Here is a 21,381-nt window from a genome sequence, read left to right on the forward strand (position 1 = left end):
ATCGAAGGAGTCGGCCATGCGAATGCTGCTGAACATCATCTGGTTGCTCTTCGGCGGCCTCTGGCTCGCGCTCGGGTACTTCTTCTTCGGCATTCTGTGCTGCATTCTCATCATCACGATCCCGTTCGGCCTCGCCTCGTTCCGGATCGGCGTGTACGCGCTCTGGCCGTTCGGCAAGACGATCGTCGAGCGCCCGACGTCCGGTGTGGCCTCGCTCATCGGCAACGTCATCTGGTTCATCGTTGCCGGCATCTGGCTGGCGATCGGCCATTTGGTGACGGCGTTCGCGATGGCGATCACCATCATCGGAATCCCGCTCGCCATTGCCAACTTGAAAATGATTCCGGTCTCGCTGATGCCACTTGGCAAGGACATCGTCGACGCCTGAGTAGATGGGGTACCCGGGTCGGGTAGGCATCGTCCGGAGGATTGGTTTCGCGACACCGATAAACTGTGATCTTCATCACATCACGTCAGCGTCACGGTCGTACACCAAGTCGTTACGAGTTAGGACACGCCGTGTCTAGCTGCGAAGAGGCAAAATGCCGCACTCCGTTAACCAAAATTGTGTATGCGCGCGAACCGGTTACCAAATAGTGATTTTTGCCGCCCTTAGAAGTACGGTCATGACCGGCCGGAAGTTCGGCCGAAGTCCGGCCCGCCGCGCCAAACCCCGTCCCGCGGGCCCCGGACACCCGACGAATTACGAGGGACGGGAGCGGGGGACCCAACTTCCCCACAGGGACAACTGGAAAACGGTTCGAAAACTTGAACCCTTCCTAGGGGTGAAGCCAGACACGCTCTCGAAAAGAGCGCCGAGGCCGGGCGACCTCTCAGCCCGAACCCGACAGCTGACCTCGCAGGCGCGGACGGAGAGGACAGACCAATGAGCAGTGGACGCCACCGCAAACCGACCACCACCGGCCGCACCGTCGCCAAGGTTGCCGTCACCGGCGCCATCATGGGCACAGCAGGTGTGGCCTTCACGGGCACCGCAAGTGCGGCACCCGACAACGACTGGGACCGTCTCGCACAGTGCGAGTCCGGCGGCAACTGGGGCATCAACACCGGCAACGGCTACCAGGGTGGCCTGCAGTTCTCGCCGAGCACCTGGACCGCGCACGGTGGCGGCGAGTTCGCCGCCTCGGCCAACCAGGCTTCGCGTGAAGAGCAGATCGCAGTCGCCGAGAAGGTTCTCGCGACGCAGGGCTGGGGCGCATGGCCCTCCTGCTCGTCGAACCTCGGCTTGAGCAGCGGCCCGACGCTGCGGACCGCTCCGACCCCGAGTGCACCGCAGTGGGCACCGTCCGCTCCGAGCACCGCGGCAAGCGCCAATGCCAGCGAGCAGGTGTTCGACGGCATCGACAACACGATCGAGGCAGTTCAGAACAACGGGATGCCACTCCCCTCACCGTTGCTAGACGCATACAACGCCGTGAAGAACTCCGGCATCAATCTGGATCCGGCGCTGGTGAACTTCTACCAGTCCAACAAGGGTCTGCTTCCTCAGTAGTCCTCGCACACAGCGAAACGGCGGGCCCGCATCGAAAGATGCGGGCCCGCCGTTTTCGGTCTTGCTCAGTTTTTGTGCTGTTCGCCGACTCAGCGATTGATGACAGTGTGCGGGTGAACGTAGGGCAGGTCCTCGACGGGCAGAGGGAATTCCGTGTCCTCGCCGAACGGTGACAGACCACCGGATCGCGACGACGAAAGCTCGGTCACGGCGACTTCGCCCTTCGGAGTCTTAGGCCACCCCGGATCGACATAGTTCTTCTTCACGTTGTTAACCACGAGCCTATTTTGACACGAGCCACAGCTACGCACAGCACATGTATCTAATCTGGTACCTGATGACCGCCACCGACCGTGCCGCAGGCACTACAGATACCGACAGCTTGGCAGGGTGGCTGGCGAGGAGTTCCGATGCCGAACTGATCGAACTCCTCCGCCTGCGGCCGGACCTCACCGTTCCGTTGCCCGCTTCCATGGCCGTGCTCGCCAACCGCGCCGAACAGCGCGCATCGGTCCTGCGTGCGGCCGACGAGCTGAATACGCTCGCGCTGGCAGTGATAGAGGCGCTTGCCATCGAGAACGCCCAGGCCGTTGCGGTCGATCCAGCTCGTGTTGCGGAGGCCATCGGCGATCGCGCGCCAAGAAAAGCGATCGACGCCGCCATCGAGACGCTTCGATCGCGTGCGCTCGTGTGGGGTGAGCAGACGCTGCGAATGCTTCCGGTCGCCGTCGAGGTCGTGCCATGGCCGATCGGCCGGTCGCTCGAACCCGTCGTCGCGATGTCGGCAGAGGACATCGCCGCCGCCCTGAGTGGACTCTCACCCGGCGAGCGCGCCCTGCTCGATCGTCTGGCGGTGACGGCGCCGATCGGGCGGACGAAGGACGCGGCACCCGGAACGCCGAGTGATCGTCCTGTGCAGCGACTGCTCGCGCTCGGCCTGCTGACCTGGGTCGACGAACAAACCGTCGAGTTGCCGCAGCAGGTCGGCCAGGTGCTGCGCGGTGAGCCGGTATCCGACCTCAGCACGCTGATGCAGCCTGCGCTGCACACCCGCAAGCACAAGGCCGCCGAGGTCAACGGCGTTGCAGGTGGTGAGGCACTCGAACTGCTGCGGCACTGCGCCGATGTCATCGACGCGCTCGGTGAACTGCCCGCGCCTGCACTACGCGCCGGTGGCATGGGCGTTCGGGAACTTCGGCGGATCGCCAAGCGAATCGGCGTCGACGAGGATCGGGTCAGCCTGCTCGTCGAGTTGCTCGTCGCAGCGGGGCTGATGGCAAGCGGCCGACCCGACCCGGCACCACCCGGCGACGGCGACGACTTCTGGGCACCGACGGCCGCCGTCGACGCCTGGCTCGACGCACCACCTGCGCGACGCTGGCACACCCTCGCAGCGGCGTGGCTGGACCTGGCTAGGCGACCGTGGTTGATCGGGATGCGAGACGCGAACGACAAGCCGATCGCCGCGCTCTCCGACGAGGTACGAAGCGCCATGGCGGCCCGAGATCGGCGGCTCATTCTCGAGCTGACGGCCGAACTCGGCCGTGGCGAGGGTGTGGACGCCGCGGACGTAGCTCGTGCACTCGCGTGGCGCAGACCGCGCTGGGCCAACCGGTTCACCGTCGGCGCCGTCGAGAAGACCCTCACCGAGGCGACGGCACTCGGTGTGATCGGTCGCGGCGCACTCACCTCGCCAGGTCGCGCCCTGCTCCACGGCGGCGACGCCGAAGCAGAGATGGAATCGGCACTTCCGCCACCGGTCGACTATGTCCTCGTGCAGGCCGACCTGACCGTCGTCGCTCCCGGACCCCTCACTCCCGAACTGCAGGAACGCATCTCGCTGGTCGCCGATCTCGAATCGGCGGGCGGCGCGACGGTCTACCGCATCGGCGAGACAAGTGTCAGACGAGCACTCGATGCCGGCGCGACCGCGTCGGAGTTGCACACCCTCTTCGCAACCAAGTCGCGGACCCCGATACCGCAATCGCTGACCTACCTGATCGACGACATGGCACGTCGACACGGCCAACTGCGGGCAGGGATGGCGGAATCGTTCATCCGCTGCGAGGACCCCGCTCTGCTTGCCCAGGTGCTCGCTACCCCGATTGCCGAAGAACTCGCGCTTCGAGCCCTCGCCGCGACAGTCGCGATCTCGCCCGTCCCGCTGAACGAACTGCTGGCGGGTCTACGCCGTGCAGGCTTCGCGCCGGCGGGCGAGGACTCCTCCGGCGTGATCGTCGACGTGCGCAAACGCGGCGCCAGGATCGTCAGCAAGCGCCTGCGTCCACAGCTTCGTATCCCAGCCACCCCGACCGACGATCAGCTCGCAAACCTCGTCGTCGAACTTCGAGCCGGTGATCGCGCCGCGAAAGCCAACCGCGGCAACGGTGTTCGATCAGACGGCTCGCGCGCATCCGGTGCGGCGACGATGGCGCTACTGCAACTGGCGGTTCGGGTGCGTCGCAGCGTGAGCATCGGCTACGTCGACGCGCAGGGCATCGCGACCAACCGGATCGTCGAACCGGTGAAAGTCGGTGGCGGCCAATTGGATGCGATCGATCCGGCAACGGGTGCGGTCCGGCATTTCACGCTGCACCGGATCTCGTCGGTCGCGCTGGTCGACTGAGCCGACGCGCCCGCTAGGCGTATGCGAGGCAGTAGGTGAGTTGCGGGTCAGGGAACGCGAGGAACTGGACGTCGTCGGGTCCGCACACACTCTCGTCCTCGACACCTTCGGCCTTCGTGGTCACCCTGTAGGTGGCGGCAGGGTCCGAACAGGAAACGTAGGTAAGGACATTCGTGAGCGCGTCCTCCTCGTAGCAGTTGCCTTCCCGCAGATTCTCGTAGAGGCAGAGGAAGAACGTCGTCGTCGACCCGGACGTCTCGGTGTAGGTCGTGTACGCGTCGGAGGGACATGCCACCTCGGTCGAGTTCGACGAGTAGATCTTGTACGTCGCGTCGTCGGCCGAGCAGTCCCGCGGTTCGGTGTCGGCGTCTGTCGACGAGGCTTTGTTGATTCGGATGCACGAACCGACCTCGGACGGCGGCGCCGCCGCGGACGTTGTTGTGCGCGAGGACGACTTGGGCGTGCTGGTCTTTCCCGACGGCGGCGCGGAGGATTCCCGCGTCGATGTCTGCTCGGCCGAACTCTTTTCGGCAACAGGCTTCGGGTCTACTTTCTGACACCCGGTCAGCAGGGCAAACACGAACAGGCACAGTGCAGTTGCGGCCGTCACGAGAACGGTGGACCTACTACGTCGCTGCACTGAAATCTCTTTCGCTCGAACCGATCGATCGAGGGCCCCTGCGTACCCCGAGACACTCGGGGCCCTCGATCCGGATGTACTTACGCCGCAGCGTCACCCAGGCAGTAGGTGAGCTTCGGGTCGGGGAACTTCAGGTACTGGACGTCGTCCGCTGCACAGATGGACTCGTCTTCGGTGCCCTCTTCCTTCGTCGTGACCTTGAACTTGGCCGACGGATCGGAGCACTCCGCGTATCCGAGAATGTTGGTCAAGGTGTCCTGCGAGTAGCAGCTACCTTCCTTCAGGTTCTCGTAAAGGCAGAGGTAGGCGGTGGTGTCCGAACCGCGCGTCTCGGTGTAGGTCGTGTACGCGTCCGACGGGCACGCGGTCTCTGTCTCGTTCGTCGAGAAGATCTTGTAGGTCGCCTTGTTGTCGGCGCAGTCGAGGGGCTCGGTCTCTGCGTCGGTTGCGGAAGCCTTCTTGATCTCGATACAGGTGCCCGCCTCGGCCTTGGCGGTCTCTGACTTCGATGAACAGCCGATCACAAAAAATCCGACCGCCAGCAAAGCTAGAGTCGCAACAACGAGCCGCTTGAGCAGCCCGGATCCCTTGTTTGCCAATGTAGGCCTTTCTCGGAGTTGGACGAGTGTCTTAACGCTCGGCGCAGAATAGCGTGGTGACGTAGTTCGCGCATAGCGCAACCTCGTTTGGACCTGGACAATGGAACGATTACCGCCTATTTAGGAGACTCCACGTGACCGACGGACCGTTGATCGTCCAGTCCGACAAGACACTGCTCCTGGAGATCGACCACGAATTGTCCGGCGCCGCGCGAGCGGCGATCGCGCCGTTCGCCGAACTCGAACGCGCGCCCGAGCACGTCCATACCTATCGGGTGACGCCGCTGGCGCTGTGGAATGCGCGCGCGGCAGGCCACGACGCCGAACAGGTGGTCGATGCGCTGGTCACCTACTCGCGCTACGCAGTTCCGCAGCCACTGCTCGTCGATATCGTCGACACGATGGGCCGCTACGGCAGGCTGCAACTCGCCAAGAGTCCCGTTCACGGCCTGGTCTTGATCAGCCTCGATCGGGCTGTGCTCGAAGAAGTGCTGCGGCACAAGAAGATCGCGCCGATGATCGGCGCAAGGATCGACTCCGACACTGTCGTCGTGCACGCGAGCGAGCGCGGCAGACTCAAGCAGATGCTGCTCAAGATCGGCTGGCCCGCAGAAGATCTCGCAGGGTACGTCGATGGCGAGGCCCATCCGATCGAGCTGGACTTCGGAACTGACGGCTGGCACCTTCGCGACTACCAGGAAATGGCCGCCGATTCGTTCTGGGCAGGCGGATCCGGCGTCGTCGTTCTTCCGTGCGGTGCGGGCAAGACGATGGTCGGCGCCGCAGCGATGGCAAAGGCGAAAGCGACGACGCTCATTCTGGTCACCAACACAGTGGCAGGCAGACAGTGGAAACGTGAGTTGATCGCACGCACATCGCTCACCGAAGAGGAGATCGGCGAGTATTCGGGCGAGCGCAAAGAGATTCGCCCAGTGACAATCGCCACATATCAGGTGATCACACGCAAGACGAAGGGCGAGTACCGGCACCTCGAGCTCTTCGATTCGCGCGACTGGGGATTGGTCATCTACGACGAGGTGCACCTGCTGCCCGCGCCCGTGTTTCGGATGACGGCAGATCTGCAATCTCGTCGCCGGCTCGGGCTGACGGCCACGTTGGTCCGCGAGGACGGGCGCGAAGGTGACGTCTTCTCGTTGATAGGCCCGAAACGATACGACGCGCCGTGGAAAGACATCGAGGCTCAGGGCTGGATCGCGCCGGCCGAGTGCACCGAAGTTCGCGTGACCCTCACCGACGCCGAAAGAATGTCCTACGCGGTCGCCGAGCCTGAGGAGCGCTACAAACTCTGCTCGACGGCACGCACGAAAATCCCTGTCGTCCAGTCGATTCTGGCACGCCACCCCGACGCGCCCGCACTCGTCATCGGCGCCTATCTCGACCAACTCGACGAATTGGGCGAGGCACTGAACGCACCGATCATCCAGGGCTCGACGAAGACGAAGGAACGCGAGGAACTCTACGATGCCTTCCGGCGCGGCGAGATACCCGTTCTCGTCGTGAGCAAGGTTGCGAATTTCTCCATCGACCTTCCTGAAGCATCTGTCGCAGTGCAGGTTTCGGGTACGTTCGGGTCGCGTCAGGAAGAGGCGCAACGCCTCGGACGACTGTTGCGACCCAAACACGACGGTGGGCAGGCGCACTTCTACTCGGTCGTTGCGCGGGACACGCTCGACGCGGAGTACGCGGCGCATCGCCAGCGGTTCCTTGCCGAACAGGGTTATGCGTACCGGATCATGGACGCCGACGATCTGCTCGGCCCGACGATCGGATCGACCGACGCCTGACCCGAACAACCGTGCCCGCACAATAAAGGCCTGCCTAGGTGTCGGTGGCTCGTGCTAGGAATGAATGGTGCGACGCTTCGAGTTTGCAGTCGACCGGGGTCATGCGAAGGCAGTCAACGAAACCATCGCGGACGTTCGTCGTTTACGCATGGCCGCGATCGTGCTCGCGGTTGTACTCGGCGCTGCAACCGCCGTTCTGATCTCCCTCGATCATCCGTGGTCCTACATTCTCTCGGTGGTGTTCGCGATCGGCGCTGCAACGTCGCTGTGGGTCGCGATCTGGGCACCTCGCCGCGTCGGTAGCATCGAAAAGCTTTATGCGGAAGGTCCTTTGGTCGCGGCGGTGGTGTCCGAAGCCCGTTCCGACGGACTCACGCTGCTCGCCCTCGTCGACGTCGGACTGCCGGACGCGGCAGGTGCTCGCTACGCATTCGTCACGCGTAGCGTCCGCTCGCTACCCGGCCACAACGCAACGCCAGGCGAACGAGTGCCGTCGGTATCGGTTCTGGCCGACCGGACGGTTCTGCCTACCGGCGACACCTGGCAGCAGGTACGGCCGATGCCGATCGCGTGGGGTACTCGCGACGGTGAGGTCATCGCGCGGGCGATTGCCGCGATCGACGATGCAGAGTGGCAACTGCTTGCAGACAATCTTTCGGTCAGCGAGAAGGTCCGCCGGGCCGAAAACAATCACCTCCTGGTCAACCCGAAAGATCTCCCCCCGGAACTGCGCTGAAAACCTGTCGCGACCGGTACGACTCCGCCGCTACGCTGACCCGATGGTTCCGACCGCACACCTACTCGCGTTTCTCGCCGCAGCCTTCGTGATCATCGTGATCCCCGGCCCGAGCGTGCTGTTCACAATCGGCCGCGCGTTGTCGCTCGGCCGCCGTGCCGCGTTGCTCACCGTGATCGGAAACGGCGTGGGATCAGCGGTCCCTCTGATCGCGGTAGCCCTCGGCCTCGGAGCGATCGTCGCGGCCTCGGCGATCGCGCTGACGATAGTCAAGCTTGCCGGTGCCGGTTACCTGATCTACCTGGGCATACACGCATTCCGAGATCGCAAATCGTTGGCGGCTGCCTTCGGCACGCGCGTCGATCCCGTAGCGAACGGCCGGGTGTTCACTCAAGGGGTCGTCGTTGGGATGACGAACCCGAAAACGATCGTCTTCTTCGCCGCGGTCCTACCGCAGTTCGCCGACCCGAATACACCCATGTTGTCGTTGCAGCTATTGGTACTGGGCGCCATGTTCATCCTGATCGGCTTCGTGTCCGACGGCGCGTGGGCGCTCCTTGCCGGAACGGTTCGAACGTGGTTCACGAAGTCGCCCAAACGACTCGAAGCGGTCGGCGGCGCGGGCGGCGTACTCATCATCGGAGTGGGCGCCACGCTTGCTGCGTCGGGAGCGAAGAGCTAGTCGTCGTCGGAAGCGCTGTCGTCAGCGCTGATGTCGTCGAACATCCTGCGCACTTTCGTCTCCCACTGCTGAGCTCGTTCCAGATCTCGGTCCGCACGCTTGGCCGTGTCGGTTGCGACCTTCTCGGCGCTGCGTGCGAACTGCCGCTCCTGCTCCGCACGCTCCAGTTCGTCCTTCAACTCCGCGATTCGCTGTTCGACGTCTTCGACGGCGGCGCTCGCCTCGGCAGCTTCCTCCTGTGCCGATGCCGCGGCGGTCGTCGCGTCGGTCAGTGCGGCGGTGGCCTCGTCGAGTTCGGCGCGGGTCGCCTCGAGTAGGGCGCTCCGATCCCGTTTCGGCTTGGGCGCAACTCTTTCGGGAGCTTTGCCGCCGACTACGGTCAACCCGGCGGGGCCGAATCCTTCGTAGTTCGCGGCCGTCACGATCCGACCGAGACGCACCTGCTCGGCGATATCGTCGTCGGCCATCGCCGCGTGCAACGTCTGCCCGACCTCGCGAAGCGCATCTTCGCCCACATCACGGCCACGTTCCTGGGCCAACTCGCCTGCTTTGCGTGCCAGCTTTCGAACGATCTGCTGACGCTGAGTCGTGAGCCTGCGAAGTTCCGCACCCGAGAGATGCCGTTGCGCCTCACGAAGGGCAGCGCCGAGTTGTAGCACTGCGTCGATGTCGTCCGGGGTTTCCCAGGCGAGCAGATTCACCAGCCAACCGACAGTTGTCGGCTTGCGGAACTTCCCGATCTCGGTCGCCAGCTCGCGGTCGCCTTCTTTGCGAGCCTGCGCTGCCCTGGCTTTCCGAACTTCGATGAAATCGGCCGGGTCACCGCCGTACAGCTCGTTGGCGACGTCGTCGATGTCCACAGAGCCATCCTGTCACCAATGCCGTCGACTACTGCGCAAGTTCGGCGCCGATCAGCGCAGTGCCGGCAGCACCTCTCGTTCGAACAGCTCGATACCCGAGGTGTCGAACGCCGCTTCGGGAAAGTTGAAGATCGCGTAGCCGAGTCCAAGATCGCGCATCTCGCTCAGCTTCTCGACAATCTGCTCGGGCGTGCCGACGGCTGCCGAACCATCGAAGGCGCCTGCTGCGCCGGCAGCGGCTTCCCGGCCGATGATCGGCTCGACGCGTGCCTTGAACGCCGACAACCGCTCAGCGACTTCGGCTTCGGTGGACCCGATGGCGACGTTGTAGTTGGCCGAGCGGACGATGGCGTCGAAGTCGGTGCCGACGGTCGCGCAGTGCTCTCGCAGGATGTCGGACTTGTGCGTGAATTCTTCGGGGTTTCCGGCGAAGTTCGTGTACTGCGCGTACTTTGCTGCGATCTTCAGCGTCACCTTCTCGCCGCCACCCGCGACCCAGATCGGAATACCGCCCTCCTGCAAAGGAAGTGGTCTGACGATTGCGCCATCGACCTGGTAGTACTTGCCGTCCAGCGTCGCCGAACCCGTGGTCCATGCTTGCCGAAAAATCTGCACACCCTCGTCGAGGCGGCCCAAACGCTCACCGGCAGAGGGGAACCCGTAGCCGTAGGCACGCCACTCGTGCTCGTACCAGCCGCCGCCGATACCCATCTCGACGCGTCCACCCGAGATCAGGTCGATCGTCGCGGCCACCTTCGCGAGATAGGCCGGATTGCGATAGCTCATCGCGGTACACATCTGACCGAGGCGGACCCGCGACGTCGACGCAGCGAACGCAGACATCAGCGTCCACGCCTCGTGGGTCGCTTCGTCCGTCGGCATCGGCACGGTATGGAAGTGGTCGTACACCCAGATCGTCTCCCAATCCGGGTTGGCGTCAGCGCGTTGCGCCAGATCTCGCATCACCGCCCACTGGTTGGCAGGGTCTATGCCGACGAGGTCGAGGCGCCAGCCTTGCGGTACGAACATTCCGAAGCGCATAAATTCACCCTACTGCTTGTCCGTAGTATCGCCCTGTGGCAGCAGCACTCGCCTTGGCGCAAACTTTCGAATCCCACCGCGGCCATCTACTCGCAGTCGGCTATCGACTCACCGGCAGTGTCACCGACGCCGAGGACGCGGTCCAGGAAAGCTGGCTCCGTCTCGTGACCGTCGAGCAGGACCAGATTCGAGACCTACGTGGCTGGCTGACAACCGTGGTCGGGCGAATCTGCCTCGACCGCTTACGCTCTGCCGCAATCCGTCGGGAAAGCTATGTCGGGCAATGGCTTCCGGAACCCGTCGTCGCTCCCCTCTCGTCTTCCTACGAACCGGACCCACTGCAGGTCGTCGTCGCCGACGAGGACAACCGCCTCGCGGCCCTCGTCGTACTCGACACGCTCACACCCGCCCAACGGGTCGCTTTCGTGTTGCACGATGCGTTTTCGGTGCCGTTCGACGAGATCGCCGACATCCTCGGAGTGACCATCGAAACAGCACGCAAACTCGCTTCCCGCGCGCGCAAGGCCGTCTCGGCGACCCCACCAGCCGTTCCACGCGAAGAGCACGCAGCTGCGGTGGAACGGTTTCTCGCAGCGATGGCGAGCGGAGACATGGCTGCAGTGATCGCGGCTCTGCATCCGGATGCCAGGACGACCGGCGACGCGAACGGGACGACGAGTACCGCGATCAACATCGTCACGGGTGCCGTCAAGATTGCCAGGTTCTTCATGGGGCTCGCCGAGAAGTTCGGGCGCGACCCACTGCTGTCCTATACGCCGGTCATGGTCAACGGCGAACTCGGCATGTATCAACCGGGGACAGCGGGCGACGCCGCTCATCCGCCCATCCCATCGCGAGTGATGGGGTTCACCGTCCGCGACGGTCTCGTCGCCGCGACCTACGACATGGCGAACCCGGAGAAGTTGTCCGGCGTGCGACTCTGAGCGGTCGCAGCGGTCCACCCGGCTAGGCTCGAGCCATGTCGCAAGCGTCGGGGTCCACCTCTCGAACGGTCGCACGATTGCAGCCGTTCTCGTCGACGATCTTCGCTGAGATGACCGAACTCGCAGTGCGGCACGAGGCGGTCAATCTCGGTCAGGGGTTTCCCGACTCCGACGGTCCGGCAGCCATGTTGGCGGTCGCGCAGCAATCGATCGCGGACGGTCTCAACCAGTACCCGCCCGGTAGCGGTATGCCTATGCTGCGCAACGCAATCGCGGCGGATCGAGCCACCCGCTACGGCACTTCCTACGACACGGCGGACCAGGTGCTCGTGACTGTCGGCGCAACCGAGGCGATCAGCGCCTCGGTACTCGGCTTGGTCGAACCCGGCGAAGAGGTCGTCTTGATCGAGCCGTTCTACGACTCCTATGCCGCGGCAGTTGCGCTGGCGGGCGCGGTTCGACGCAGCGTGTCGCTCGTGAGCGACGGTGCGGGTTTCACACTCGATGCGGATGCACTGCGTGCGGCGATCACACCGAACACGCGGATGATCATCGTCAACTCACCGCACAACCCGACCGGCGCGGTGCTGAGTCGCGACGACCTTGCCGCCATTGCCGAGGTGTCCTGCGAGCACGACCTCCTTGTTCTGACGGACGAAGTCTACGAACACCTCGCGTTCGACGACCGGTCTCACATCTCGATCTCGACACTGCCCGGCATGTACGAGCGGACGATCGTAGTGTCCAGTGCGGCAAAATCTTTCAGCTGTACGGGCTGGAAGATCGGTTGGGCATGCGGACCCGCGGATCTCATCGACGGCGTCCGAGCCGCGAAGCAGTTCCTGACATTCGTCGGAGGCGGACCGTTTCAGCCTGCTGTTGCCTACGCCCTCGAACACGAGCAGGCGTGGGTCCGCGGGTTACGCGACGAACTCCAGGTCAAGCGTGATCGCCTGTCGAAAGCATTGACCGACACCGGTTTCGATGTGAAGCGCAGCGAAGGCGGCTACTTCGTCTGTGCCGACGTCACCCCGCTCGGAATCGGGGACGCATTGGCATTCTGCCGCGCCCTTCCCGATCGGATAGGCCTGGCCGCTGTGCCGGTGAGCGCGTTCGCCGACGACTTCGACAAGTGGAATCGGCTCGTGCGCTTCACCTTCTGCAAGAAGGACGAAACGCTCGACGCCGGAATCGAGCGATTGGCGAGGCTCTAGTAGGCGTGCGATTACCGCTGCTGCTCCACTCGTGTCTGCTGTGCGCGGCTTTCCGCTCGTTTCACGCGATAGTGGAGCGTCCGCAGCAGCGGATCAGATAGCGGCGGGCCGCGCGCGGTCCGTAGCAAGGGTTATCGCGAGTCCGCCGAGCACGGTCCCCATGGCGAAGCGCTGCACCCGCAACCACGAGGGTCGGCGGGTGAGGAAACCCGAGATGGTCGCTGCCGCAAGCACTATCAGCGCGTTCACCGTCAGCGCTACGCAGATTTGCACGGATCCGAGCGCCAGACTCTGCAACCACACCTTGCCTGCGTCGAGATCGACGAACTGCGGGATCAGGGCAAGGTACATGATCGCGATCTTCGGATTCAGCAGATTGGTCAGCAGCCCCATTGCAAACAGCTTTCGATCCGAATCGATCGGCATGGCCTGCGGAGCGAACACCGAGGTCCCGCCCGGCCGCAACGCCTGCCAGGCGAGCCAGAGCAGATATGCCGCGCCGGCGAACTTCACCGCTAGGTACAAATCGGGCACAGCGATGAACACCGCTGCGATACCAACCGCGGTCGCGGTCATGTACACGAGAAATCCGACAGCCACACCGCACAGCGAGACCAGGCCAGCGCGCCGCCCCTGGGTGATGCTGCGCGATACCAGGTACATCATGTTGGGTCCCGGCGTCAGCACCATTCCGAGTGCAACGGCTCCAACACCGAGTACTGCAGTCGTTGTCAGCATGAGGCCAAGCGTTCCAGCCGCTGGACCCTTTGTCGCAGTCCAGTTGCAAGGTAGTGGCCATGCGTCGAAGGCCGACGGCCCACTGCGACGATCCTTCTCGTTCACGAGACTACTAATTCGTGTAGTAGCGATCGCTGTATCGTGAATGGGGTGAATAACGCCGAGGTCGACGCTGCGCGCTTGCGTGGCGCCGCCGTCGGGGCTTGGTCGGCGGCTATGGCTGTCGCAGCTCACGGCTTCGCAGGTGGCGGAATCCCTGGCGAAAGCTCGATCGTCGCGTTGATCCTTGCCTGCGCCGCGATCGGTACCGCGGTAGGTGCGGCAGTATCGAGCGGGCGTAGGTACCTCGTCATTGTCGTCGCTCTGTGCGCCGGCCAGCTGGTCGGTCACTTCGCACTCGTTCTCACCGAAAGCCACGCCCACGGCGGCAACTTCTCGCTGCTGATGCTGGCATCCCACGTCGTCGCTGCCGCTGCCTGCGCGGCGCTGATCTGCAGCGCCGAGCGCCTGTACTGCGTCGCCGCATCCACCCTCGACCAGTTGATCGTCGCGACGTCGGCTCCGGTCCCCGTCGTCGGCCCGCTGCGCACTAGTCCCCCGCTGTATCGCCCCTCGGTTGTCCTACGGCTGCTGGTCAGCGCCGGAGCCGGCACCCGCGGCCCTCCTGCGTAGCTAGCCCTTTCCGCCTGAGGCGGCCGGTCTCGCTCGACGCGACCGGATCACGCCGTTGCAGCGCTACGCCGCGACGCTTCTCTGTTTCGACCCTCGGCGCGCCACAGCCGTGCGCCACGGATCGCGCGCTGTCGACAGCCAGATTCTGCATTGCCCCGGTTGATCACACCTATCGCTCCGCGGTGTTCGCGATTGCGCCAGGCGTGCAGCCGGTGCCCATCTGGGTCGCACGCTGCTCGACGAGCCTCCGCGGTGATGCCCGTCGGCACACTCGAATCGATTTCCTACCAACAGTTTTCATCGAAAGGCACACCATGAACACCAAATCCGGCAAGCGCGGCCCGTTGGCAGTGGCGGCGCGCAAAGATCGCAACCGCAAGATCGCGATACAGGCCGCGATTGCCCTTGTCCTCGTCGCCCTCGTCGTCGCGATAGGAATTTCCGTCTCTCGCAAGAGTTCCGACAACAAGGCAGAACAGACCGCGGTGCCCACAACCACCGAGTCGACGGCTGCACCTTCGGTCCTCACCCCTGACGGTGCCATCAGGATCGGCGATCCAGCTGCCAAGGTGGTCGTGTCGGCGATCGAGGACTTCCAGTGCCCTGCCTGCAAGCAGTTCGAATCGATGACCGGCCCGACGTTGTCGGATCTCGTCGCATCGGGAACTGTTGCGGTCGACTATTCACCGATTGCCATACTGGATCGTATGTCTTCGACGAACTATTCGACTCGCGCCGCCAATGCCGGCTTCTGCGTAGTAGAGGCAGACAAGGCGGCCTGGCCGGCGTGGCACCAGGCGATGTTCGAGGCACAGCCCAAGGAGGGTGGCGCTGGCCTTACCGACGACCGCCTCGTCGAACTCGCGACGGCAGCAGGAGCATCCGATCCTGACGTCGCGCAATGCATTACGTCGATTCGCTACGGAACCTTCGTCGGTTCCAATACCCAGACTGTTCTTGCAGGCGGCGTCAGCAGCACACCGACCATTCGCGTCAACGGCGTTCAGCTGCGCAACCCGACTCCGGACGCGCTGCGTGCAGCCGTCACCGCTGCCGCGGCCCAACAGTGACAAGCGTTCGATCGAGTTCGGGGTGGCTGCTCACGATCGGTGGGCTCATCGGCCTGACGGCAGCGGCCACACTGACCTATGAGCGCTGGAAGATCACCGCCGACCCGAGTTACATACCGTCGTGCAGTATCAACCCGGTGCTGTCGTGCGGCACGGTGATGACGACGCCACAGGCATCGGTGTTCGGCTTTCCCAATTCGCTGATCGGCATCGTGGGCTTCACCCTCGTCGTCGCGATCGGGGCGCTCACCCTGACCGGTGTGACACTGCCGCGCTGGCACTGGGTCGGGCTGTGGATCGGCAGTCTGCTCGGCACCGTATTCGTCTGCTGGCTGATCTTTCAAAGCCTGTACCGAATCGGTGCACTGTGCCCGTACTGCATGGCGGTCTGGCTGGTGACGTTACCGATCCAGACCGTCGCGTTTCATCGAGTCGCCGACGGGCGCGGCGGCGTTGTCAAAGCGATCGACGAGTGGCGCTGGACCATTGCCGCGGTGTGGTTCGCGATCGTTGCTGTCATGGTGTTCGTGCGATTCGAGGACTATTGGAAGAGCCTGATCTAGCGGAAGTAAGCGGAGTCCTGCACCCAGTGGAAATCGCGGTTGCGCAACGTGAAGCTGTCCAGATCCACGCGCTCCAGAGCGATGACAACCGGGTGATCGTGCAATTCCCCTCGTAGCAGGAGCTGGTCCGGTGTCGGTCGATCGATAGACAGGGTCGCAAAAGGTGCCTGGACATCGCGACCGGTCGGGTCTCCCATCGTGACGAGTTCGAGCTGTCCGTTGGGTAGGAAATCGGCAAGCATCGGCTCGAGCTCGTCGTCCATTCGCTGGTAGGTCGCTGTCTCCGGACCGTCGAAAACGATTCGCTGCCAACGGTTCTCATCAGTCTTCAACGGGGATAGCAGTTGCCCGTCGAGGGTGAACTCTTGCACATCCCAAATTCCGTACAGCTCGGATTTCGGGCTGCCTGCGCCGTTGCGCTCCTGCCAGACGACCCAGTTGTCGTAGCCGCTGCCAAGGGCGACCCAGATACCGATGAACACCTGAATCCAGGCCGCAATGCGGATCTTTCGGCCGTCGGCGAACAGCGTCGGTTGCGTCAATGGCTCGCAGGCTCGTTGCCGTAGGAACACATCGACAAGTCGCCGGACATACGGGGCGAGCAGGACCACACTGATGAGCAACAGCAGCAAAGAAAGCAGCTTCTCCGGTACGTCGAACGTGAGGTTCAAAAGGAGGATTTGCGCCGTGCTTGCCAGACTCAGAACGGCGCCGAGCACCACGGTCCTGGGGACGAACAACAGCAGCCCAGCCGCAACTTCCGCAGCGCCGAGCGCCATCTCGTACGGTTGCGAACTGCCGACTTGCAGCCACAGCACCGACATCGGACTCAGGCTCCCGTAGGGCTGCAACAACCGCGCAAGCGAGGGCTCGGGCATCTGGTTCGGGATCAATTTGGCGAACCCGAACGACAACATCTGCCCGCCGAGACACAGCCGCAAGAAAAGCATGAACCAGGCAAGCAAGCGGGGGTGAGCGGCTCGACGATCAAAGGCCGTCCACACCGCGGTGGCGACCGCCGCGACGATCACAATGCTGAACGCCAGCACCCACATGGCTGCCTGGTCTCCTGCTCCGGAGTTCTTGTTCAGCACCGCGTCGACCCCGAAGAACGTTCTGCCGACCCAACCCGTCAGTGGGTCCGTTGGCGCCACGACCCACGGCCCACCGGATCTGCGAATCCACCGGCCGAGGAGGCCGAGCAACGCAAACGGGATCGGAGTGAGGAGCAGACAGAACAAGCCGAAGTAGACGACGCAGAATCGGAATGCGAACTGCGTTAGCGGATGCCAGCCAGCCCGGATGGCGACAGTTTCGGTCACGGCTGCATCCTGGGATCCTGGGTAGGGTCGGCGTACTGCAGCGGGCAGCCTTGCTCCGGTGCCTCAGCGCGAAGTTCGTAATGCCAGGGCTCGTTGGCGTAGATCGGGCACAACCCGTACTCGTACCCACGCACGGAGAGCCACGTCGTGGCATCGAAGGGACCGATGTCTATGGCGTTGCCGGACACGTGCGGCGATGTGTCCGCAGTGGCAACCCAGCGTGCAGCTTCGGATTCCGAGCCGTACTTCGAGACCGCTTCCTGTAGCAGTTGATCCTGGTAGTCGCGCGAGCGCCATCCACTGTTGACGTTGAACACGATGCCGTCGGCGGCGGCGTCCGTCGCCGCCTGGCTAAGGGCCTGCCGCAGACTCGGGTCGAGGTTGGCTATGCCGGGATATCGGTCGTCGAACACGGTCACTCCCTCAGGAAGGGCACCGCCTCCCTCCGCAGTCGCGTCGCCACGATCTCCGCGAAGTACGTCACCGAACGAGAAGACCGACTGAAAGAGCAGGACTCCGACGATCGCTGCGAACGCGACCAGACCGACAGTTGTGGTCCGCACGATGCTGCGGTTCGTTGCTCCTGGTGTTGGATATCGACTCATGCTGCGAGTCAACGCAACTCGGCGTTCTCGACGCGTATGCGGTTATCGATACGCCGACGATATTTCCAAGCTCGTAGCGTTGCGAGTATGCGCGTGCTGATCGTCGAAGACGAACCCTATTTGGCCGACGCCATCCGCGACGGCCTGCGCCTGGAAGCGATCGCCGCGGACACCGCTGGTAACGGCGACGCCGCTCTGGAACTTCTGAGCATCAACGCCTACGACATCGCTGTCCTCGACCGCGACATTCCAGGGCCGACCGGTGACGAGATCGCCGAACGCATAGTCGCCTCCGGCAGCGGCATACCGATCCTCATGCTCACCGCTGCCGACCGACTCGACGACAAGGCGAGCGGTTTCGGCCTCGGTGCCGACGACTACCTCACCAAGCCGTTCGAACTGCGAGAGCTCGTGCTTCGTCTACGTGCGCTCGATCGCAGGCGGGCGCGCAACAGGCCACCCGTCCGGGAAATCGCAGGTCTGCGCCTGGATCCGTTCCGACGCGAGGTCTTCCGCGACGGTCGTTACATCGCGCTGACCAGAAAGCAGTTCGCGGTGCTCGAAGTTCTCGTGACCGCCGAGGGTGGCGTGATCAGCGCCGAAGAGTTGCTCGAGCGGGCGTGGGACGAGAACGCGGACCCGTTCACCAACGCAGTGCGCATCACGGTCTCGTCCTTGCGCAAGCGCCTTGGTGAACCCTGGATCATCGCCACTGTCGCCGGCGTCGGGTACCGCATCAGCACCGGGAGTGACGGAGGAGACCGTGCGTAGAGCCCCCGGATTGAGTGTTCGCCTGAAACTCACCCTCAGCTACGCCGGCTTCATCATGCTCGTGGGTGCCTTGCTGTTCGTCGCCGTGTGCGTCTTCTACCTTCGGTTCCTACCCGACGGCTTTATCAGCGCCGACGATAGCTTTTGGATAGACCGCTACGCCCTGCTGCGCGCCTTCGCTCCGTTCGTCACCATCGTGATGGCAGTCTTGCTGACCCTCGGTCTTGTGGGCGGGTGGCTGCTCGCCGGCTGGATGCTTACCCCGCTCACTCGCATCACGGCCGCAACCCGCATGGCAGCGAACGGATCACTCTCCCACCGAATCCGGCTATCGGGCCGGAGCGATGAGTTCCGCGAACTCGCCGATGTCTTCGACACGATGCTTGCCCGGCTCGAAGCGCACGTCGACGAACAGCAGCGATTCGCCGCCAACGCTTCCCACGAATTGCGCACTCCCCTCGCGATCACACAGACCCTTCTCGATGTGGCCCGAAACGATCCAGACCGTGACACCGGCGAACTGATCGACCGCCTGCGCGGCGTCAACACCCGCGCGATCGACCTCACCGAAGCACTACTTCTGCTCAGTCGCGCCGATCAACGTTCGTTCACCCGACAACACGTCGACCTGTCACTCCTCGCCGAGGAGGCCACGGAGACGCTGCTAACCCTGGCGGAGAAGCAAGAAGTCACCCTCGAGACCTCCGGCGAGATCGCTCGCACCGTCGGCTCTCATGCCCTCTTGCAGCAGCTGACGACCAACCTCGTGCACAACGCGATCGTCCACAATCTGCCGCAGGGGACCGTGTGGGTCACCACGAGCGTTCAACCCGACAGCGTGGTACTCACGGTCGCCAACACCGGCGAACCGCTTGCTGAACAACTGATTTCGACGATTGTCGAACCGTTTCAGCGTGGCACCGAACGAATCCGCACCGATCACGCCGGTGTCGGGCTCGGCCTTGCAATTGTCAACAGCATCGTCGAAGCGCACGCCGGAACTCTCACCCTGACACCGCGCGCCGCCGGCGGACTCTGTGTCGCAGTGCAACTACCGGCGGGGCGCTGACACGCGCGCTATCATCGAACACATGTTCGTAACGCATCAAGCTTCGCTGTTCGATGTCGAGCCGTCCGGCCCGACGATCGGCGACCTTGCCTGCGCAATCACCCGCACCCAGTTGAGTGCGGGCGCGTGGGTCGATCACGCGCCCGGCTGGGTGGCCGGATCCGAGGACCTGTTCTCCGACCTGGTCCACAACGTCGCCTGGCGGTCGGATCGCAGGCCCATGTACGACAGGGTTGTCGACGTTCCTCGCCTGCTGTGCTTCTACGATGCCGCGGATCCACTTCCGAATCCGCTTCTCGCGCAGGCCCGCTCACTGCTCAGCGAGCACTATGCCAACGAACTCGGCGAGCCGTTCACAACGGCCGGTCTCTGCCTGTACCGCGACGGGTCCGACAGCGTCGCGTGGCACGGCGACACGATCGGGCGCAGCCGCACAGCGGACACGATGGTGGCGATCGTGTCGCTCGGCGACGCCCGCCCGCTCCTACTGCGACCGCGAGCGGGGGGTGCGACGCTTCGTTTCCAACTCGGCCACGGCGACCTGCTCGTCATGGGCGGATCGTGTCAGCGGACCTGGGAGCACGCCGTGCCGAAGACCAATCGCGCTGTCGGACCACGGATCAGCGTGCAGTTTCGGCCCCACGACGTGCGGTGACGGCAGCTGCGAGGGTGTCGAGTTGCCGTGCGGTGGTCGCCCAATCGAGGCAGGCATCGGTGATCGATTTGCCGTAGACGAGGTCGTCGGCTCGGCCGAGTGTCAGGTCTTGCCTGCCTGCTTCGATGAAGCTTTCGAGCATCATCCCGACGACGCGACGCTCCCCCGCCGCAATCCGGCGCGCGACGTCGTCGACCACGTCGACCTGCTTGTTGTGGTCCTTGTTGCTGTTGCCGTGGCTGGCGTCGATGACGATTCGTTCGGGCAGGCCCGCCTTGGCCAGCAGGGCAGCCGCGGCATCGACCGACGCCTCGTCGTAGTTCGGTCCGACGCTGCCACCACGCAGAATCACATGACAATCGGGGTTGCCGGTCGTCTGGATCAACGCCGCGTGTCCGTTCCGGTCCATTCCAGGGAACACGTGGCTTGCCGCCGCTGCCCGGGTTCCGTCGACGGCAACCTGGACGTCGCCGTCGGTGCCGTTTTTGATGCCGACCGGCATCGACAACGCGCTGCTCAACTGTCGATGCACCTGACTTGCAGCAGTTCGCGCGCCGATCGCGCCGTAGCTGACCAGGTCCGCGATGTATTGCGGCGTGATCGGGTCGAGGAATTCGCACGCTACCGGTAAACCGAGAGACGAGATGTCGACGAGCAACTGCCTGCCGATGCCCAAGCCGGTATTGACGTCGAAGCTGCCGTCGAGGTGCGGGTCGTTGATCAGGCCCTTCCACCCCAGCGTGGTCCGTGGCTTCTCGAAGTAGACGCGCATGACGACATGAAGACGATCGTCGAGGTCGGCAGCCTTGCAGGCGAGGCGCTGTGCGTAGTCGAGTGCGGCTGCCGGGTCGTGCACCGAGCACGGTCCGACGATCACCATCAGGCGGTCATCGTCGCCGTTCAGTACGTCGACGGTTGCGTTACGTCCGGCGCGCACGGTAGCCACGGCTGCGTCGTCGACGGCATGGGCTCGACGAATCTCGTCAGGCGACACCAACGGGCTGATGCTGATGGTGCGCTGATCATCGAGATCACGTGTCGGATCGAGTGCGATTGTCATTTCGGGTTCCTGTTCTCAGGACCGACCCGAAGGAAGATTCGCTACCAAGCGAGCCGGTCTGTCGTCCGGCTCGAGGTGGAGGTGTCAGCGTCGCAAAGCGGTTTCGCCGACCGACCCACCAAGGGCCGGTTCGAGAAACCAAAAATATCCGCGCGACATAAATTGGACTGTACCAGCCGACACATCGGGAGTGTGT

Annotated in this window: 23 protein-coding genes and 1 riboswitch; of the genes, 14 read left to right on the forward strand and 9 right to left on the reverse strand. The window is 63.9% G+C overall.

The annotated features are described in order from the left end of the window. The first annotated feature begins 16 nt into the window (after nucleotides 1–16). Nucleotides 17–388 (forward strand): YccF domain-containing protein, encoded by a 372-nt coding sequence (locus JGU71_RS17420; protein WP_199705544.1) that lies wholly within the window; start codon nucleotides 17–19, stop codon nucleotides 386–388. Nucleotides 389–686: 298 nt separating this feature from the next. Continuing rightward, nucleotides 687–882: riboswitch (cyclic di-AMP (ydaO/yuaA leader) on the forward strand. Nucleotides 883–886: 4 nt separating this feature from the next. Further along, nucleotides 887–1,513, forward strand: a complete 627-nt coding sequence (locus JGU71_RS17425) for a resuscitation-promoting factor Rpf1 domain-containing protein (protein ID WP_199705545.1) — start codon at nucleotides 887–889, stop codon at nucleotides 1,511–1,513. 89 nt (nucleotides 1,514–1,602) lie between these two features. Here the strand turns inward: JGU71_RS17425 and JGU71_RS17430 are convergent, their stop codons facing one another. Then, nucleotides 1,603–1,791: a hypothetical protein gene (locus tag JGU71_RS17430; protein ID WP_199705546.1), complete on the reverse strand. Its 189-nt coding sequence runs from the start codon at nucleotides 1,789–1,791 to the stop codon at nucleotides 1,603–1,605. A gap of 59 nt (nucleotides 1,792–1,850) precedes the next feature. On the opposite strand from JGU71_RS17430, the gene JGU71_RS17435 reads away from it, so the two are divergent. Next, complete coding sequence (locus JGU71_RS17435) at nucleotides 1,851–4,139, forward strand: helicase-associated domain-containing protein (protein WP_199705547.1); 2,289 nt, start codon at nucleotides 1,851–1,853, stop codon at nucleotides 4,137–4,139. Between the two features lie 13 nt (nucleotides 4,140–4,152). On the opposite strand, the gene JGU71_RS17440 is transcribed toward JGU71_RS17435, so the two are convergent. Both JGU71_RS17440 and JGU71_RS17445 read right to left on the reverse strand, forming a co-directional pair. After that, nucleotides 4,153–4,779 (reverse strand): LppU/SCO3897 family protein, encoded by a 627-nt coding sequence (locus tag JGU71_RS17440; RefSeq protein ID WP_199705548.1) that lies wholly within the window; start codon nucleotides 4,777–4,779, stop codon nucleotides 4,153–4,155. Between the two features lie 80 nt (nucleotides 4,780–4,859). Next, a complete protein-coding gene (locus JGU71_RS17445; protein ID WP_199705549.1) occupies nucleotides 4,860–5,378 on the reverse strand; it encodes an LppU/SCO3897 family protein in 519 nt (172 codons plus the stop codon). Between the two features lie 134 nt (nucleotides 5,379–5,512). Between JGU71_RS17445 and JGU71_RS17450 the strand changes: the two genes are divergently transcribed. From JGU71_RS17450 to JGU71_RS17460, 3 genes are all read left to right on the forward strand, one after another. Next, nucleotides 5,513–7,183, forward strand: coding sequence for a DNA repair helicase XPB (locus JGU71_RS17450; protein ID WP_199705550.1), 1,671 nt, complete (start codon nucleotides 5,513–5,515; stop codon nucleotides 7,181–7,183). Nucleotides 7,184–7,247: 64 nt separating this feature from the next. Beyond that, nucleotides 7,248–7,919 carry a DUF3239 domain-containing protein gene (locus JGU71_RS17455; RefSeq protein WP_233529545.1) on the forward strand — a complete coding sequence of 224 codons (672 nt, stop codon included), beginning with the start codon at nucleotides 7,248–7,250 and terminating at the stop codon, nucleotides 7,917–7,919. 43 nt (nucleotides 7,920–7,962) lie between these two features. Beyond that, a complete protein-coding gene (locus tag JGU71_RS17460; protein WP_199705552.1) occupies nucleotides 7,963–8,601 on the forward strand; it encodes a LysE family translocator in 639 nt (212 codons plus the stop codon). Here JGU71_RS17460 and JGU71_RS17465 read toward each other — a convergent pair. Beyond that, nucleotides 8,598–9,461 carry a hypothetical protein gene (locus JGU71_RS17465; protein ID WP_199705553.1) on the reverse strand — a complete coding sequence of 288 codons (864 nt, stop codon included), beginning with the start codon at nucleotides 9,459–9,461 and terminating at the stop codon, nucleotides 8,598–8,600. The two genes, JGU71_RS17460 and JGU71_RS17465, sit on opposite strands and share 4 nt — an antisense overlap. 51 nt (nucleotides 9,462–9,512) lie before the next feature. Continuing rightward, a complete protein-coding gene (locus JGU71_RS17470) occupies nucleotides 9,513–10,502 on the reverse strand; it encodes an LLM class F420-dependent oxidoreductase (RefSeq protein ID WP_199705554.1) in 990 nt (329 codons plus the stop codon). A 35-nt stretch (nucleotides 10,503–10,537) separates the two neighbouring features. Here JGU71_RS17470 and JGU71_RS17475 point away from each other — a divergent pair, with 35 nt between their 5' ends. Then, a complete protein-coding gene (locus JGU71_RS17475; RefSeq protein WP_307829697.1) occupies nucleotides 10,538–11,446 on the forward strand; it encodes a sigma-70 family RNA polymerase sigma factor in 909 nt (302 codons plus the stop codon). A gap of 35 nt (nucleotides 11,447–11,481) precedes the next feature. Further along, a complete protein-coding gene (locus JGU71_RS17480; protein WP_199705555.1) occupies nucleotides 11,482–12,660 on the forward strand; it encodes a pyridoxal phosphate-dependent aminotransferase in 1,179 nt (392 codons plus the stop codon). Nucleotides 12,661–12,753: 93 nt separating this feature from the next. On the opposite strand, the gene JGU71_RS17485 is transcribed toward JGU71_RS17480, so the two are convergent. Further along, the gene (locus JGU71_RS17485; protein WP_199705556.1) at nucleotides 12,754–13,398 is read right to left on the reverse strand and encodes a LysE family translocator; all 645 of its coding nucleotides are present in this window, start codon (nucleotides 13,396–13,398) and stop codon (nucleotides 12,754–12,756) included. 150 nt (nucleotides 13,399–13,548) lie between these two features. On the opposite strand from JGU71_RS17485, the gene JGU71_RS17490 reads away from it, so the two are divergent. From JGU71_RS17490 to JGU71_RS17500, 3 genes are all read left to right on the forward strand, one after another. After that, the gene (locus JGU71_RS17490; RefSeq protein WP_307829698.1) at nucleotides 13,549–14,070 is read left to right on the forward strand and encodes a hypothetical protein; all 522 of its coding nucleotides are present in this window, start codon (nucleotides 13,549–13,551) and stop codon (nucleotides 14,068–14,070) included. A 314-nt stretch (nucleotides 14,071–14,384) separates the two neighbouring features. Beyond that, on the forward strand, nucleotides 14,385–15,140 hold the full coding sequence (locus JGU71_RS17495; RefSeq protein ID WP_199705557.1) for a DsbA family protein: 756 nt from the start codon (nucleotides 14,385–14,387) through the stop codon (nucleotides 15,138–15,140). Further along, nucleotides 15,137–15,703, forward strand: a complete 567-nt coding sequence (locus tag JGU71_RS17500; protein ID WP_199705558.1) for a vitamin K epoxide reductase family protein — start codon at nucleotides 15,137–15,139, stop codon at nucleotides 15,701–15,703. Before JGU71_RS17495 ends, JGU71_RS17500 begins: the two co-directional genes overlap by 4 nt. On the opposite strand, the gene JGU71_RS17505 is transcribed toward JGU71_RS17500, so the two are convergent. Both JGU71_RS17505 and JGU71_RS17510 read right to left on the reverse strand, forming a co-directional pair. After that, nucleotides 15,700–17,025 (reverse strand): DoxX family protein, encoded by a 1,326-nt coding sequence (locus JGU71_RS17505; RefSeq protein ID WP_307829699.1) that lies wholly within the window; start codon nucleotides 17,023–17,025, stop codon nucleotides 15,700–15,702. The genes JGU71_RS17500 and JGU71_RS17505 overlap by 4 nt on opposite strands. Further along, nucleotides 17,022–17,630: a M15 family metallopeptidase gene (locus JGU71_RS17510; protein ID WP_199705559.1), complete on the reverse strand. Its 609-nt coding sequence runs from the start codon at nucleotides 17,628–17,630 to the stop codon at nucleotides 17,022–17,024. Before JGU71_RS17510 ends, JGU71_RS17505 begins: the two co-directional genes overlap by 4 nt. Before the next feature lie 87 nt (nucleotides 17,631–17,717). Here JGU71_RS17510 and JGU71_RS17515 point away from each other — a divergent pair, with 87 nt between their 5' ends. Genes JGU71_RS17515 through JGU71_RS17525 form a run of 3 tightly spaced genes read left to right on the forward strand, consistent with a single transcriptional unit; the run spans nucleotide 17,718 to nucleotide 20,125 of the window. Then, on the forward strand, nucleotides 17,718–18,401 hold the full coding sequence (locus tag JGU71_RS17515; RefSeq protein ID WP_199705560.1) for a response regulator transcription factor: 684 nt from the start codon (nucleotides 17,718–17,720) through the stop codon (nucleotides 18,399–18,401). Beyond that, the gene (locus JGU71_RS17520) at nucleotides 18,394–19,470 is read left to right on the forward strand and encodes a sensor histidine kinase (protein WP_199705561.1); all 1,077 of its coding nucleotides are present in this window, start codon (nucleotides 18,394–18,396) and stop codon (nucleotides 19,468–19,470) included. The genes JGU71_RS17515 and JGU71_RS17520 overlap by 8 nt, the downstream gene beginning before the upstream one ends. 22 nt (nucleotides 19,471–19,492) lie before the next feature. Further along, nucleotides 19,493–20,125 (forward strand): alpha-ketoglutarate-dependent dioxygenase AlkB, encoded by a 633-nt coding sequence (locus JGU71_RS17525; RefSeq protein ID WP_199705562.1) that lies wholly within the window; start codon nucleotides 19,493–19,495, stop codon nucleotides 20,123–20,125. Here JGU71_RS17525 and JGU71_RS17530 read toward each other — a convergent pair. Further along, nucleotides 20,091–21,185, reverse strand: coding sequence for a 3-deoxy-7-phosphoheptulonate synthase (locus JGU71_RS17530; protein WP_199705563.1), 1,095 nt, complete (start codon nucleotides 21,183–21,185; stop codon nucleotides 20,091–20,093). The genes JGU71_RS17525 and JGU71_RS17530 overlap by 35 nt on opposite strands. Nucleotides 21,186–21,381 lie beyond the last annotated feature (196 nt).

The organism is Antrihabitans stalagmiti (assembly GCF_016482825.1).
Taxonomy (GTDB): domain Bacteria; phylum Actinomycetota; class Actinomycetes; order Mycobacteriales; family Mycobacteriaceae; genus Antrihabitans; species Antrihabitans stalagmiti.